Annotated in this window: 16 protein-coding genes; 6 read left to right on the forward strand and 10 right to left on the reverse strand. The window is 72.1% G+C overall.

Annotation, left to right across the window (positions count from 1 at the left end; genetic code table 11):
• The first annotated feature begins 64 nt into the window (after window positions 1-64).
• Together QNH85_RS01435 and QNH85_RS01440 are read left to right on the forward strand one after the other, a co-directional pair.
• On the forward strand, window positions 65-970 hold the full coding sequence (locus QNH85_RS01435; protein ID WP_282944105.1) for an ABC transporter ATP-binding protein: 906 nt from the start codon (window positions 65-67) through the stop codon (window positions 968-970).
• A 1-nt stretch (window position 971) separates the two neighbouring features.
• Window positions 972-1,727: an ABC transporter permease gene (locus tag QNH85_RS01440; protein ID WP_282944106.1), complete on the forward strand. Its 756-nt coding sequence runs from the start codon at window positions 972-974 to the stop codon at window positions 1,725-1,727.
• A 119-nt stretch (window positions 1,728-1,846) separates the two neighbouring features.
• Here the strand turns inward: QNH85_RS01440 and QNH85_RS01445 are convergent, their stop codons facing one another.
• The gene (locus QNH85_RS01445; RefSeq protein WP_282944107.1) at window positions 1,847-2,185 is read right to left on the reverse strand and encodes a hypothetical protein; all 339 of its coding nucleotides are present in this window, start codon (window positions 2,183-2,185) and stop codon (window positions 1,847-1,849) included.
• Window positions 2,186-3,025: 840 nt separating this feature from the next.
• Here QNH85_RS01445 and QNH85_RS01450 point away from each other — a divergent pair.
• Complete coding sequence (locus tag QNH85_RS01450; protein WP_282944108.1) at window positions 3,026-3,529, forward strand: hypothetical protein; 504 nt, start codon at window positions 3,026-3,028, stop codon at window positions 3,527-3,529.
• Window positions 3,530-4,198: 669 nt separating this feature from the next.
• On the opposite strand, the gene QNH85_RS01455 is transcribed toward QNH85_RS01450, so the two are convergent.
• The 4 genes from QNH85_RS01455 to QNH85_RS01470 all read right to left on the reverse strand — a co-directional run bounded on the left by QNH85_RS01455 (window position 4,199) and on the right by QNH85_RS01470 (window position 7,546).
• The gene (locus QNH85_RS01455) at window positions 4,199-4,591 is read right to left on the reverse strand and encodes a GntR family transcriptional regulator (RefSeq protein ID WP_282944109.1); all 393 of its coding nucleotides are present in this window, start codon (window positions 4,589-4,591) and stop codon (window positions 4,199-4,201) included.
• Entirely contained in the window at window positions 4,588-5,520 is a 933-nt protein-coding gene (locus tag QNH85_RS01460) for a hypothetical protein (protein WP_282944110.1), read from the reverse strand. The genes QNH85_RS01455 and QNH85_RS01460 overlap by 4 nt, the downstream gene beginning before the upstream one ends.
• Window positions 5,521-5,653: 133 nt before the next feature.
• Entirely contained in the window at window positions 5,654-6,271 is a 618-nt protein-coding gene (locus QNH85_RS01465; RefSeq protein WP_282944112.1) for a GNAT family N-acetyltransferase, read from the reverse strand.
• Between the two features lie 84 nt (window positions 6,272-6,355).
• Window positions 6,356-7,546, reverse strand: coding sequence for an MFS transporter (locus QNH85_RS01470; protein WP_282944113.1), 1,191 nt, complete (start codon window positions 7,544-7,546; stop codon window positions 6,356-6,358).
• Between QNH85_RS01470 and QNH85_RS01475 the strand changes: the two genes are divergently transcribed.
• Window positions 7,512-8,159 (forward strand): winged helix-turn-helix transcriptional regulator, encoded by a 648-nt coding sequence (locus QNH85_RS01475; RefSeq protein ID WP_282944114.1) that lies wholly within the window; start codon window positions 7,512-7,514, stop codon window positions 8,157-8,159. The two genes, QNH85_RS01470 and QNH85_RS01475, sit on opposite strands and share 35 nt — an antisense overlap.
• Here the strand turns inward: QNH85_RS01475 and QNH85_RS01480 are convergent.
• The gene (locus QNH85_RS01480; RefSeq protein ID WP_282944116.1) at window positions 8,125-8,862 is read right to left on the reverse strand and encodes an alpha/beta fold hydrolase; all 738 of its coding nucleotides are present in this window, start codon (window positions 8,860-8,862) and stop codon (window positions 8,125-8,127) included. The two genes, QNH85_RS01475 and QNH85_RS01480, sit on opposite strands and share 35 nt — an antisense overlap.
• Before the next feature lie 70 nt (window positions 8,863-8,932).
• On the opposite strand from QNH85_RS01480, the gene QNH85_RS01485 reads away from it, so the two are divergent.
• Together QNH85_RS01485 and QNH85_RS01490 are read left to right on the forward strand one after the other, a co-directional pair.
• Window positions 8,933-9,628, forward strand: a complete 696-nt coding sequence (locus tag QNH85_RS01485) for a helix-turn-helix transcriptional regulator (protein WP_282944118.1) — start codon at window positions 8,933-8,935, stop codon at window positions 9,626-9,628.
• 10 nt (window positions 9,629-9,638) lie between these two features.
• The gene (locus QNH85_RS01490; RefSeq protein ID WP_282944119.1) at window positions 9,639-9,857 is read left to right on the forward strand and encodes a hypothetical protein; all 219 of its coding nucleotides are present in this window, start codon (window positions 9,639-9,641) and stop codon (window positions 9,855-9,857) included.
• A 210-nt stretch (window positions 9,858-10,067) separates the two neighbouring features.
• On the opposite strand, the gene QNH85_RS01495 is transcribed toward QNH85_RS01490, so the two are convergent.
• Genes QNH85_RS01495 through QNH85_RS01510 form a run of 4 tightly spaced genes read right to left on the reverse strand, consistent with a single transcriptional unit; the run spans window position 10,068 to window position 12,107 of the window.
• A complete protein-coding gene (locus QNH85_RS01495; RefSeq protein ID WP_282944121.1) occupies window positions 10,068-10,670 on the reverse strand; it encodes a class I SAM-dependent methyltransferase in 603 nt (200 codons plus the stop codon).
• Window positions 10,671-10,716: 46 nt separating this feature from the next.
• A complete protein-coding gene (locus QNH85_RS01500; RefSeq protein WP_282944123.1) occupies window positions 10,717-10,842 on the reverse strand; it encodes a hypothetical protein in 126 nt (41 codons plus the stop codon).
• Between the two features lie 10 nt (window positions 10,843-10,852).
• Entirely contained in the window at window positions 10,853-11,323 is a 471-nt protein-coding gene (locus tag QNH85_RS01505; RefSeq protein ID WP_282944124.1) for a nitroreductase/quinone reductase family protein, read from the reverse strand.
• Window positions 11,316-12,107, reverse strand: coding sequence for an SDR family oxidoreductase (locus QNH85_RS01510; protein WP_282944126.1), 792 nt, complete (start codon window positions 12,105-12,107; stop codon window positions 11,316-11,318). The genes QNH85_RS01505 and QNH85_RS01510 overlap by 8 nt, the downstream gene beginning before the upstream one ends.
• Window positions 12,108-12,129: the final 22 nt, after the last annotated feature.

Raw genomic sequence — 12,129 nt, forward strand, 5'->3', positions numbered from 1 at the left:
TACACCGCCCAGTGCAGATCTACACGACACGGTGTAGTTTACCGATGTGCACTCCTCGAATCCGGTGTTGTTGCAGGCTCACTCCCTGGTCAAGCGGTACGGACGACTCACTGCTGTCGACCGCTTGTCGTTCGCGGTCAGACCGGGCGTCGTCACCGGCTTCCTCGGCCCCAACGGGGCGGGCAAGTCCACGACGTTGCGCATGTTCCTCGGCCTGGACAGGCCGACCAGTGGTGCGGCGACGGTCGGTGGGCTGCGGCTCGCCGAGACGCCGCATCCCATGCGTGTCGTCGGCGCGATGCTCGACGCCCGGGCGGTCCACCCCCGGCGTACGGCCGGGGACCATCTCGCGGCGGTCGCACGTGCCGGAGGCGTCGCGCGGTCCCGGGTGGCTCCGATCCTCGAGCTCGTCGGCCTCGGTGATGTCGGGAACCGGCCGGCCGGCGACTTCTCCCTGGGGATGAAGCAGCGGCTGGGGATCGCCACCGCGCTGATCGGGAACCCGTCGGTCGTGATCTTCGACGAGCCGCTGAACGGCCTCGATCCCGAGGGGATCCGGTGGGCGCGCTCGCTCATGCGCGACCTGGCGGCGGAGGGTCGCACCGTCCTGTTCTCCAGCCACCTCATGGGTGAGATGGAGCTGACCGCGGATCACCTGGTGGTCGTGCACCACGGGCGGCTTCTGGCCGACCAGTCCCTGACCGCGTTCATCGCCGATCGCACCACCGAGCACGTCCGCGCGCGCACACCGGACCGGCAAGGGCTTCTTCGGGCGCTCTCCCGCGCAGGTGTGCACGCCGCACCCGACGCGGCGAGCACCGACGGGCTCGACGTCCGGGGCACCACGACGGACCAGGTCGGTCGCATCGCCGCCGGCGCCGCCATCGAGCTGTCCGAGCTGAGCTCGGTCCGCGACTCGCTCGAGGACGTCTTCCTCACCATGACATCGACCCAGAAGAGAGCCGCCTGACATGGACCTCCTCGCCTCGGAGTGGATCAAGGCCCGCAGCGTCCGCACGACGTGGCTCCTGGCGGCAGGCACCGTCCTGGTCACCGTGGTGGTCAGCCTGCTCGGCATCAGCGGGCTCATGGCCGACTGGCAGGCCGACCTGCCCGCATACTTCGACCCGGTGGGCGTCAGCTTCAAGGGCATCCTCGTCGGGCAGATCCTCATCGCGACCCTGGGGGCCCAGACGTTCACCAGCGAGTACGCCACGGGTCAGATCGTCACGAGCCTGACGATCGCACCCCGGCGCGCCGTCCTGCTGGCCACGAAGGTGGCCGTCACCGCGCTCGTCGCCCTCGCGACCGCGGTGCTCACCGTGGCGTGCAGTGTCGGCGCGAGCCAGGCGGCTCTCGCCGCCGCGGGTCTGCCGACGGCGGACCTGGCCGACGCCGGCAGCGTCCGGGCGATCCTGTGCGCGGCCGGCTACCTGGTCCTCACCGCCGTCCTCGGCGTCGCGCTCGGGGCCATCACGCGATCGTCCTCCGGCGCGCTGGCCGTCGTCGTGACCGTGGCGCTGCTCGTGCCGGCGCTCGCGCCCGGGCTGCCCGGGACCGTGGGGGATCTCGCCGGTACCTACTGGCCCACCACCGCCGGACAGGCCTCGTACACGACGGTCGGCACCGGCGGCCTGACCGGCCCGGGAGGGCTCGCCGTGATGGCGGTGTTCACCCTCTGGACCACACTCGCTGCTCACCTCACACTCAGGACCCGGGACGCATGACGCTCGGTGCCGGTCGCGGGTGGTCGACTGCCCCCGAGTACGACCGATCGTGAGACGCCGAGGTGCCATTACGCGTGACATGCAGTCGCCGACCTGCCACGACGGCGCCCTTCGCGCCCCTACTGCAACGTGACGGTGTAGGGCCCTCCGACCGCGATCCTCGGTGACGGTGATCCTCCGGGACCGTCGCTGGCCAGGATGACGCTGTAGACGTACAGGTCGTACGACCCGGATGCGACTGACTCGTACCTGCCGCTGTCCGGGCAGGATGCGAACCACTGGTACACCTCGGCGGAGAACGACTCACCCTCGCCCAGGTCGAACGTCGCGCCGGAGTCGTAGTCCTGCCGCGTCGGGTCGTACACCTGGCTGACGACGGTGCCGTCCTGGTCGACGAGCACCGCATGCAGTGTCTGCGGCACGATGCCGACGAGCCTCCCGTCGCGGGCCGCGGTCACCGTCGCTCGAGCTCGCAGCCCTCCCCGGACGTCGTCGAGTCTCGTGTCCGGGTGCAGGGTGACGTCGAAGTCTGCGGCGAAGCGTCCGGCGATCAGGTCATCGGGAGCGGGGCGCCCGCACGTCGGTACCAGGTCGGGCCACTGCCCCGCCTGCGGAGCAGCCCCGAGTGCGAAGCTGACGGCCGCAAGCTGAACCACCTCGGCCGAGCCCGTGGTCGGATCAGTGGCGAAGGTGAAGGCGCGGTAGGTCCCTTCGAGCGGTTCGCCGGTGCGGCAGTCGGCCGCGTCGTAGAGGCCGTCCGCAGCGACCGCTCCACTGCCGTCGGTCGCTTCGAGCTGAAGCTGCCGGTGCGAGCTTCTCCGCGCCTGTGCACGAGGTCCGCAGAGGCGCCGTCGGGTAGGCGTCCTTGCGCAGGGTCCGTCACGCTCTGAGCGAGCGGGCAACCAGGTCGATGCACCGGTGTGAGGCGATCGCCGCCGACTCCGCCGGCGTCGCCGCGCTGACCCCGTGCGGGTGGCGACGCGTCAGGGAGTACGGCCGATCGTGATACGCAGAGGCGCCAACGGCGCTGCTCAACACCTCCCCGGGCGCTCAGGGTCTGCGCGCGGCTGTCGGCGCGGCATCTCAGGCGGGGCTCGTGAGGACCTGCGCGCGGCCGATGCCGTTGCCCCCGTACTCGACCCACACCGTGCAGGTGCGGCCGGCAGCGGAGTCCTCAGCCCACTCCTGCAGTGCAGGCAGATCCGGCGCATCGAACACACGAAACTCCCCCGTGGAGGCTCCGGTACGTTCGAGGGATGCGTCTTGCCCTCGAACGTCACCAATCCACCCGTGCCCGCGTGCTGACGGCGGTGGTCACCGCCGCGCTCGCACTGACCGCCTGCTCTGGCGGCGAGGCCGGCCTCGCGCTCGGCGAGACCGCGCCGCTGGAGGCGGACGCTCCGCTCGCCGTCGGCGTCGCCGTTCTGTCAGTCACGCAGAGCACTCTGGAGGATTCCGGCCTCACAGGCCTGTTCGGGACGTCGATCGAGGGGGTCCCGTGGTTCGTCGGTTACCGCCTCGACCTCACCTCCGGCACGCGTGAGGACTTCTCCTGGGACGCCGTCACGGACATGACGACGCAGGCGTGGACGGCCGACGCCGACCGAGCGGGCGACATCGTCGCCACCAACGTCCAGGGTGGGGGCGCGCAGGAACTGCCATGCGCGGAGCGCGGCCAGGAGACACCCGAGGGGTCGATCGGCTACTACTGCCAGCTGTTCATGCTCCCGGAGGGCGCGTCGATCGACTCCATCCAGCTGGCCGACGTCGCGACGTGGTCGGTCGAGGGCAGCGAGGCCTAGCTCTGCTCCGCTGATCCACCCGAGCAACCTCGCTGCTCAGCTGGTTCAGCACGTGTCAGAGCCCGCGACACCAGGGGGTGTGTCGCGGGCTCTTGCCCAGAGCATCGGCATTCCATCCCGGTGGCTTGAGTCTCGGTGCCGTGACGGACCGATCGGCTTCGCCCCGGTTCTCCCGCCTCAGGCCACGCTGGGTTCGAAGGTCCCGTCCGACCGCAGCGGGCACGGTCGCGATACTCCTCCTGCACGCTGAGCGAGTTCCTGACGCCGGCGCCCTCTCCTCGACGTCGAAGGCGGAGGGGACGCCACCACGACGAGTAGGGCGTGCGACCGATCTTCATACGCAGAGGCGCCAGTGGCGGTCCGGGTGCCGCATCTGATGCAACCCGCGGTCCGCTCAGTGCCCGTCCACGCGGGCTGCGACCTGGTGCGCCCGGCCTCGGATCTCCTCGTCAACCCCCGGTTCGGTGTCGCTGCCGCGCAACGCGGGCTCCGCATCGCCGGGCTCGGACCAGGCCGAGACCGTCGTTGCCTGGAGAGCCTGTCGGCGCGCCCCATGCGGGTGCGGACTCGCGCCAGTCCGCAGCGCGAGCAGGAGCGCGTCGCGTCGCGCCAGCCGGGACACGTCGATCGACCTGTCCCCCGCAGGCAGCGGCACCGGCTCCTCTGAGGTCACGCGCGCACCGCCGGATCGGCCCTGTGGCCCGTAGCGACCTTCAGCAGCTCGGACCGCACGAGGTCGAGAAGCTCCTGTGCTGTGACACCCTCGCGCGCCGCGAGTGTCACGAGCTCACGCGCGGCGTCCCTGGTGCGGCCACCTGCTCGTGTCGCGGAGGTGACCACGGTGCCGACCCGGCGCCGCGTGGTGACGACTCCCCCCGCCTCCAGGTCGCGGTACGCACGCGCGACGGTGCCGGCCGCGATGCCGAGATCCGTCGCAAGAGCCCGAACCGTCGGGAGCCGGTCCCCTTCGGTGAGCTCACCAGACACGACGAGCGCGGCGATCTGCTGTCGCAGCTGCTCGTACTGCGGTGTCCCGCTGGCCAGGTCGACGGAGATCCTCACGGCGCCGCCGCCTCAGTCGCCGAGCGGACGGACGCGCGCCAGGTCTGGCGGCGCGGGACGCGCAGCTGTGCGGCCAGCGCGGCGAGCGGCACGACGGCCGCGGCCGTGAGCAGGATCGAACCGAGTGTCACCGGCCCGACCGATCGGTGCCCGAGGCCGGCGAGGACGAGCATGCCCGTCAGCATCACGGCGAGTGCGAGCTGGGCGCCGCCGACCAGGTGCCGAGCCGACCTGCGCCGCAGGTGCAGGTCCCACTCCCTGGAGACACCGAGAACCGCCGGGCGCAAGACGACCAGCCGGAGCGCGAGCTCGGTTGCGGCGACGACGACCACCGCGGCCACCGCTACCGGGACGGAGTAGTACAGCCCCGGGTAGGGACCCCAGGTCAGGCGCTCCACGCCGGTCCCCCCGGCGACGGTGCGCGGCCCGGCCGCCAGCCTCGCGAACACCGCGAGCGACACCACCAGGGAGGCACCCCAGGCGACCAGGAGCCGGTGGGCGCTGACGGGGACCACGTCCGCGCGGCTCCGCCGCGTCAGGTCTGCCTCCCGCAGTGCTCCCGTCGGGCGCGGCCACGTCACCTGTGTGAGCACCTGCGCCGACACCAGACACAGGCCCGCCACAGCAGGGAGGACCGCCACGACGCGGCCGTCGTCCACGATCGGAGCGAACAGCGAGGTGAACGCGAACCCGCAGAGCACGGCCACGAGCAAGGTGGCCCCGGTGACCGATCCCAGAGTCGCGTGGCGGTTGGCACGCGCGGCGGCTCCCGACGCGGTCGGGGTGCGCCGGCTGCTGACGAGGAGCGGCACGAGAGCGATCGCGAGGACGGCAGCGAAGAGCAGCAGCATGGTCGCGGCAGTCGACCACGGCACGCACATCGAGCCGTTCCCGACCGTCCGAACGCACACTCCGTCGGAGATGTACACGGCGCCTCCTGTTCATTGAGTACGTGCAATGAACAATGGATCACCGCCGACCTCACGTCAAGCGCCTCGAGGGCGAGACCCAGGAGGCTCCCGGAACGACCCACGACTGCGCTGTGGCCCTCAGACTCCCGAGTCAGCGCTGATCGACAGGTGTTCCTGGTGTTCCCGGGCCCTCCCACTCCTCGGCGAGCAGCGCGTAGACGACGCTGTCGAGCCACCGGCCGGAGCGGTGCAGGGAGTCGCGGACCGCGTGGGTCTCCCGACGCATCCCCACGCGTTCCATGAGTCGCCAGGAGGCGTCGTTGTCGAGGAAGCAGCTCGCGACGACACGGCGGACCCCCAGGGTGGCGAAGCAGTAGCTCAGGAGCGCGCGGACCGCTTCAGTGGCGAACCCGTGGGCGCTGTAGCCGGGGTCGAGGACCCAGCCGAGCTCGGCCTGGGTGCCCGCCGCCCGGTCGGTGACCTCGAGCTGAGCCCAGGCGTCCTCGCGGCGGAGCATGAAGTCGCCGATGACGGGGCCGTCGAGCAGCTCGACGACGACGGTGGTCGCCAGCCGCTCGGGGTCGGTGAACAACGCCCTGTAGCCGTCGAGGTCGGGCGGGCAGCCGGTGAGCCACTCGTTGACGGTCTCCAGCTGCCGGAAGGTCCAGGTGGCGTCGACGTCGCCGACGGTGGCCGGCCGCAGCCGGAGGCGCTCGGTGGTGAGTGCGTGGCCCAGGCCGCGAGTGGTGTCGCCGCGAACGGTGGTCATGCCGGTGCTCCTGCTGGGTGGGGTGACGGGCCGGTGGCTCGGGGACGATCTGCGGTCATCAATCGTGAGCGAGGGGTTCGACGCTCAGGCTCCGAGCGTCGCTCGGGGGCGGGTCGTCCGGGCGGCGCGCACCGCAGGCACGCCGAGTGCCCAGGCGAGCAGTCCCGCGCCGGCGAACACCGCGCCGAGAATGGCACAGCCGGCCCACCCTGCCGTGCCGTAGACCGCGGTCGTGCTCGCCGCGCCGGTCGCCGAGCCGAGCGAGTAGAAGACCATGTAGGCGCCGATCGTCGTGGAGACGCGGTCGGCGTGCCAGGCCACGAGGATGTGCTGGTTGCCGACGTGGACGGCCTGCACCGCGAAGTCGAGCACGACCACACCGATCGTCAGCAGGGTCAGCGTCCAGGGCAGCTGCCCGATCAGCATCCACGAGGCGAGCAGGACCGCCAGGGCGATGCCGCTGACCGCGTTCGCCTGCCCGGCGTCCGCCCGCCGGCCGGCACGGCTGGCACCGAGGGCACCGGCGAGGCCGGCGAGACCGAAGAGGCCGATCTGCACCTGGGTCAGGTGCCACGGAGCGCCGGACAGCGGCAAGGCCATCCCGCTCCACAGCGTCCCGAACGACGCGAAGAGGAAGAACGCGATCAGTCCTCGGCTCAGGAACGCCGGGTCGACGAACAGCCGGCCGGCCTCCCGGAGCAGGTCGGCGTACCGCCGCGAGGGTGACCGCACGTCAGCAGGGAGCAGGAGGAGTGCGGCCGCTGCCGACGACGCGGCCACCACCGACAGGGTGAGGTAGACGCTGCGCCACCCCCACAGGTCCGCCACTCCCCCGGCGAGCAGCCGGGAGCCGAGGATGCCGATGACGACTCCCGACGTCACGAAACCGAGGGTCCGGCCGCGCTCGCCCGGGGCGGATGCGGCGGCGGCATAGGCGACGGTGGTCTGCACGACCACGGCGAACAGGCCGGCCGACGCGAGGCCACCGAAGGCGACCCAGGCGACGGGGGCGACCGCGACCGTCAGCAGCCCGACCGCGACCACCACCAGGTGCACCGCGATCAGACGCCTCCGGTCGACGAGGTCGCCGAGCGGCACCAGGAGGACCAGGCCCAGCAGGTAGCCGACCTGCCCCGCGGCGACGAGCCAGCCGAGCGCGTCGGTCGGTACGCCGAGGCCGCGGCCCATGTCGGTGAGGATGGGCTGAGCCGCGTACACGGCCGCCACCGCGACGGCGCAGATGACGGCCAGCAGCGTCGTGGTCCTGAGCGTCACGGCACCTCTACAATGGTTGCACATCGATACTCAACGGACCGTAGGGCACGATGGTTGCGAATCGCAACTCTTGGGAGGTGTCATGGCCGAGCCGAGCGGCGGCGCGCGGTGGACCGACCCGGAGTGCCCCGTCGCCCGGGCGACCGACCTGGTCGGCGACCGGTGGAGCATCCTGATCGTCCGGGACGCGATGGCCGGCGCGCGCACCTTCACCGACTTCCAGAAGCGCACCGGCATCGCGCGCAACATCCTCACCGACCGCCTTCGCAAGCTGTCGGCCGCCGGGCTCATCGACCAGGTCGACGCGCCGCCCGGCAAGCGCAAGCACTACGAGCTCACGGCAGCCGGCGAGGACCTGTTTCCCGTCGTCCTCGCGCTTCGTCACTGGGGAGAGCGACACGCCTTCGCCGAGGGCGAGACCCACTCGACGCTCGTCGACGAACGCGGCACCCCGGTCGCCCACGCTGTGCCCGTCGGCGTCGACGGCACTCCCCTGACGAGCCGGAACACGCGCGTCGTCTCCGTCGCCGAGGAGACCGCGCGCGTCAGAGCGACCGCTGACCAACCGCGCGCAACCGTCAGCCGACCTGGGAGCCCGCTGCCGTGGCGATGACGCGGGCCAGGTCCTCCGGGCGGCTCCACATGGGCCAGTGGCCGGTCGGCAGATCGACGACGTCGACGTGCTCCAGCTTCGCGACCTCGGCGAACATCGGGTGGGCGGCGCCGGCCAGCTCCATCACCTGGGCACCCGGGATCGAGCAGCACACCAGCGTGGTCGGTATCCGCAGGCGGGCGTCGTCGGTCAGCTCCACCGGCTGGCGCAGCACCGGGCCCGGCTCCGGGACTGCTCGCGCGCGGAAGCGCTCGAGGTCGTCGGTGCTCAACCCGTCGAGGCTCGCCTGCTCCCGCAGCACCTCGAAGGGCGGCAGGGGCAGCTCGTCCAGGTCGTCCGGGGCGAAGACGGTCCCGGGCGCGACCGGCCCGCTGTCGACCCAGACCACGCGGCGCACGCGCGCGGGGTGGCAGTCGAGCGCGAGGCTGACCGGCGCGTTCGCTCCGCTGTGCGCCACGATCACCACCGGCTGCCCGGCCCCAGCGTCGTGGATGGCGTGCTCGATCGCCGCTGCCTGGTCGTCCAGCGTCCTGGACGCGCGCTCGGGGTCGGTCGGGTCGAGGCCGGGGAGCGTCATCGGGACCGCGCGCCTGCCGGCGGCTGTCATGTGCTCCACCACCTCGTCCCAGGCCCACGCCCCCAGCCAGTGGCCGGCGATGAGGAGGATGGTCGGTTCGCTCGTCGTGCTCGTCGTACTTGTCATGCGGCGATGCTCGCAAGCCCGCAGGACAGCGGTGTGTCACCATTTGTGACATGAATTCCGGAGGCCGGCCGTGAGGCGGGCAGAGCGGCTGCACGCGCTGTCCGAGATGCTGCGCCGTCACGGATCCCGCGGGTGCACCGCCGAGCGTTTGGCTGCGGAGTTCGGGGTGTCGGTGCGGACGGTGAAGCGGGACCTCGCGGCCCTCGAGAGCGCCGGTGCGCCGATCTGGTCGCGCCCGGGGCCCGGTGGCGGGTACGGTCTCGCCGCTCGGGCGAGCCTCCCGCCGATCAGCCTGTCTCCCGCGCAGGCGGTCGCCCTGCTCGCGGCCGTCTCCGCCGCCCCCGAGGCCCCGTACGCGGATCTCGCCTCGGCGGGCGTCCGGAAGATCGTGGACGTCCTGGACCCCGCCACCCGGACGAAGGCGGACGAGCTCGCGAGCCGCGTGTGGGTGGACGCGCCCCGGTCGTCGTCGCGCGCGGTCCGATCCGCGCTCGAGGAGGCGATGGCCGAGCAGCGCGTCGTGCGGATCCGGTACGTCGCGGGCGACGGCAGTGCGTCGACTCGTGACGTCGAGCCGGTCATGTTCGGCTCCAGGGGTGGCCGGTGGTACCTGATCGGCTGGTGCCGCCTGCGCAGCGACATCCGCTGGTTCCTCGTCACGCGGATCGAGCACGCCAGCGTGACCACGACCCCCTGCGGTGACCACGGCGTCGAGGAGGTCGGCACTCCCCCGCCGACGGCTCGCTCCGTGCAGACGGTCCGCTAGCGTCGGCGGCATGCTGCCGGAGGCACCGCCGAGCGACTACGTCCTGCTGACCTTGATCGTCGTCGTGACCGGGGTGGTGCCGTTCGTCGTGACCCTCGCGGCGCGTCGGGTCCAACGTCACCGCGGCGGGGGTGCCGACCGGTCCGCGCCTGCGTGGACCCCGTGGGCGGTACCCGTCGTCCTGGTGGCGTGGTGGTTCGCCGCGGCCTGGCTGTTCCTCAGGGACTGAGCTCGCGGCACGGCGCCGACCTGGCGGCGACGACGGCCGTGGCCCCGATCAACGGTGAGCACATGTCGGGCGCCGGCTCCGGTCTCCTGCTCGTCTCGCTCACGACGTTCCTGGATGAGGACGGGTTGCAGTCGGTGCCCTGGGGAGGTACCTCCCGGAAGGTGTCCGTCGATCTTGCCCCCGGCACACCCTGGATTCCTGCCCACGCGTTCACGCGTCGCCTCGCCGGCAGATGACGGCTCCGTGCGGCCGAGAGTCGCATCCGGTCCTGCGGTGCGACTCCACCACGTCGAATCCGTGGCGCCGCAACACCTCGTGCAGCGTGCGCATCGGCCATCGGTACGCCGGCGCTACCGCGTGGTCGAACTCCTCGATCGACGCGCCGCCGTCGAAATATCCGACGAGAAGCGCGCCCCCGGGGCGGATCGTGCGTGCGAACTCGGCGAGCGGCACCGCGATGCGACCCGGGGTGTGGTGGATGGTCGAGTACCAGGACAGGATCCCGCCGAGCGACGCGGTGGGCTCGTCGATCCGGTCGATGCTCGCTACGGCGAACGGAACATCGGGGTAGCTCGATCGGGCGCGCTCGATGAAGGCCGGCACGAGGTCGATCCCGCGGACGGCTTTCCCTCGACGCGCGAGGTGGTTCGTCCAGTGGCCCGGGCCGCATCCGGCGTCGAGGATGCGGCCATCCACCGTGTCGGCCCAGCTCTCGACAAGCTGCCTGTCCGAGGGGTGCACCGCCCTCATGGAGCCGAAAAGGTCGGCGTACTCCGCCGCCCTCCGGGAGTAGGCCTCGTCGACGGTGGTCACCACGTCGACGCTAGCGCCCCGGCCGCATGAGCGTCACGACACCGGCTCAGCTCGGCGACCCGGGGGCCTGGTCGTGCTGCTGCTCGGGACGCTTCAGACGCGACCACGGCACCAGGGCGATCCACGCGACCGACGCGATCGCGGCGCCCATGATCATCGACGCGATATCCATCCCGCCGACTCTAGAGGGGCCGGTCCCCCGGCTGCAGCGACCGACCCCCAGGCAGCAGCGACGGGTCGTCCAGGTCGATGCGCACCAGCGGGCTCCCGGCGATCCAGTCGTCTGCCGATCCGATGACGTCCTGCACGCCGCCGCGGTTGTCCGGGTGCCGGAGCTCGTCGACGATCTCGCGGAGCACCCGTGCGCGCTCAGCCGGGTCGGTGATGGCGACGCCCGTGGCCGGCAGGTCGGCCCGCACGCCGTTCTTCAGGTGCACGACGATCCTCGGGTCGGCGAGGATGTTGGCGTACCAGTCGCGCCGCGCGGGCGCGGTGCTGAGGTACAGCTCGTCGCCGGCCCGGTAGAACCAGATCTCGATCCTGCGCGGGCGCCCGGACCGGGCGCCGGTCGTGGTGAGGTCGATCGTGCGTGCCGCGGCGCTCGACGACCGGTCGAGGGACAGGGCTGCCGTGACGGCGGCGCGGTCAGCCACCGGAGCTCTCCCCTGCCGGCAGTGCGGGTCCGAGGAGCAGTCCGCCGTCGACCACGAACTCGGCGCCGGTGACGAAGGCGGCCTCGCGGGACGTCAGCCACAGCAGCATGGCGGTCACCTCGTGCGGCTCGCCCAGGCGCGGGACGGCGAAGACGTCCGGCGAGTAGGCGTCGGCGATCGCGATGTCGGACCCGGGGACGGGTGCGTGGACGAACGGCGTGGACACCACGCCCGGGTGCACCGCGTTCACCCGGATGCGGTCACGGCCGAGCTCCAGCGCGGCGGTGCGGGTCAGCCCTCGGACCGCCCACTTGGCGGCGGTGTAGGGCGCGAACAGGGCGGTGCCGACGTGGGCCATCGTCGAGACGATGTTGACGATCGAGCCGCCTCCGGCACGGCGGAGCGACGGCGCCACCGCCCGGATCCCGAGGAAGGCACCGGTGGCGTTGACCGCGAGCGCGCGCGACCAGTCGGCGGGGTCGGTGTGCTCGATCGGCGCCGGTGGCGTCTGCAGGCCGGCGTTGTTCACCAGGACGGAGATCGGCCCGAACTCCGCCTCGGCCGCGTCGACCGCGCGCGACCAGTTGTCGGGCTCGGTGACGTCGAGGTGGACGAACGCGGCGCGCGCTCCGAGCTCGTCGGCCAGGGCCTCCCCCGCGTCGTCGCGGCGGCCCGCGATCACGACGCGTGCGCCGTCGGCGTGGTAGCCGCGGACGTGGGACGAACCCATCCCGCCCGTGGCTCCGGTGACGAGGACGACGTCCTCGCTGTAGCGCGTTCCCATGCTGGTTCCCTCCACGTGCCGC

It is taken from the genome of Cellulomonas endometrii, from assembly GCF_949769265.1.
GTDB classification, from domain to species: domain Bacteria; phylum Actinomycetota; class Actinomycetes; order Actinomycetales; family Cellulomonadaceae; genus Cellulomonas; species Cellulomonas endometrii.

What these genes read in the sequence shown, in the direction of transcription:
- QNH85_RS01500 (WP_282944123.1), bottom strand. Translation starts at nt 10,842, where the DNA reads ATGGATATCGCGTCGATGATCATGGGCGCCGCGATCGCGTCGGTCGCG.
- QNH85_RS01440 (WP_282944106.1), top strand. Translation starts at nt 972, where the DNA reads ATGGACCTCCTCGCCTCGGAGTGGATCAAGGCCCGCAGCGTCCGCACG.
- QNH85_RS01475 (WP_282944114.1), top strand. Translation starts at nt 7,512, where the DNA reads ATGACGGCCAGCAGCGTCGTGGTCCTGAGCGTCACGGCACCTCTACAA.
- QNH85_RS01490 (WP_282944119.1), top strand. Translation starts at nt 9,639, where the DNA reads ATGCTGCCGGAGGCACCGCCGAGCGACTACGTCCTGCTGACCTTGATC.
- QNH85_RS01480 (WP_282944116.1), bottom strand. Translation starts at nt 8,862, where the DNA reads ATGACAAGTACGACGAGCACGACGAGCGAACCGACCATCCTCCTCATC.
- QNH85_RS01465 (WP_282944112.1), bottom strand. Translation starts at nt 6,271, where the DNA reads ATGACCACCGTTCGCGGCGACACCACTCGCGGCCTGGGCCACGCACTC.
- QNH85_RS01510 (WP_282944126.1), bottom strand. Translation starts at nt 12,107, where the DNA reads ATGGGAACGCGCTACAGCGAGGACGTCGTCCTCGTCACCGGAGCCACG.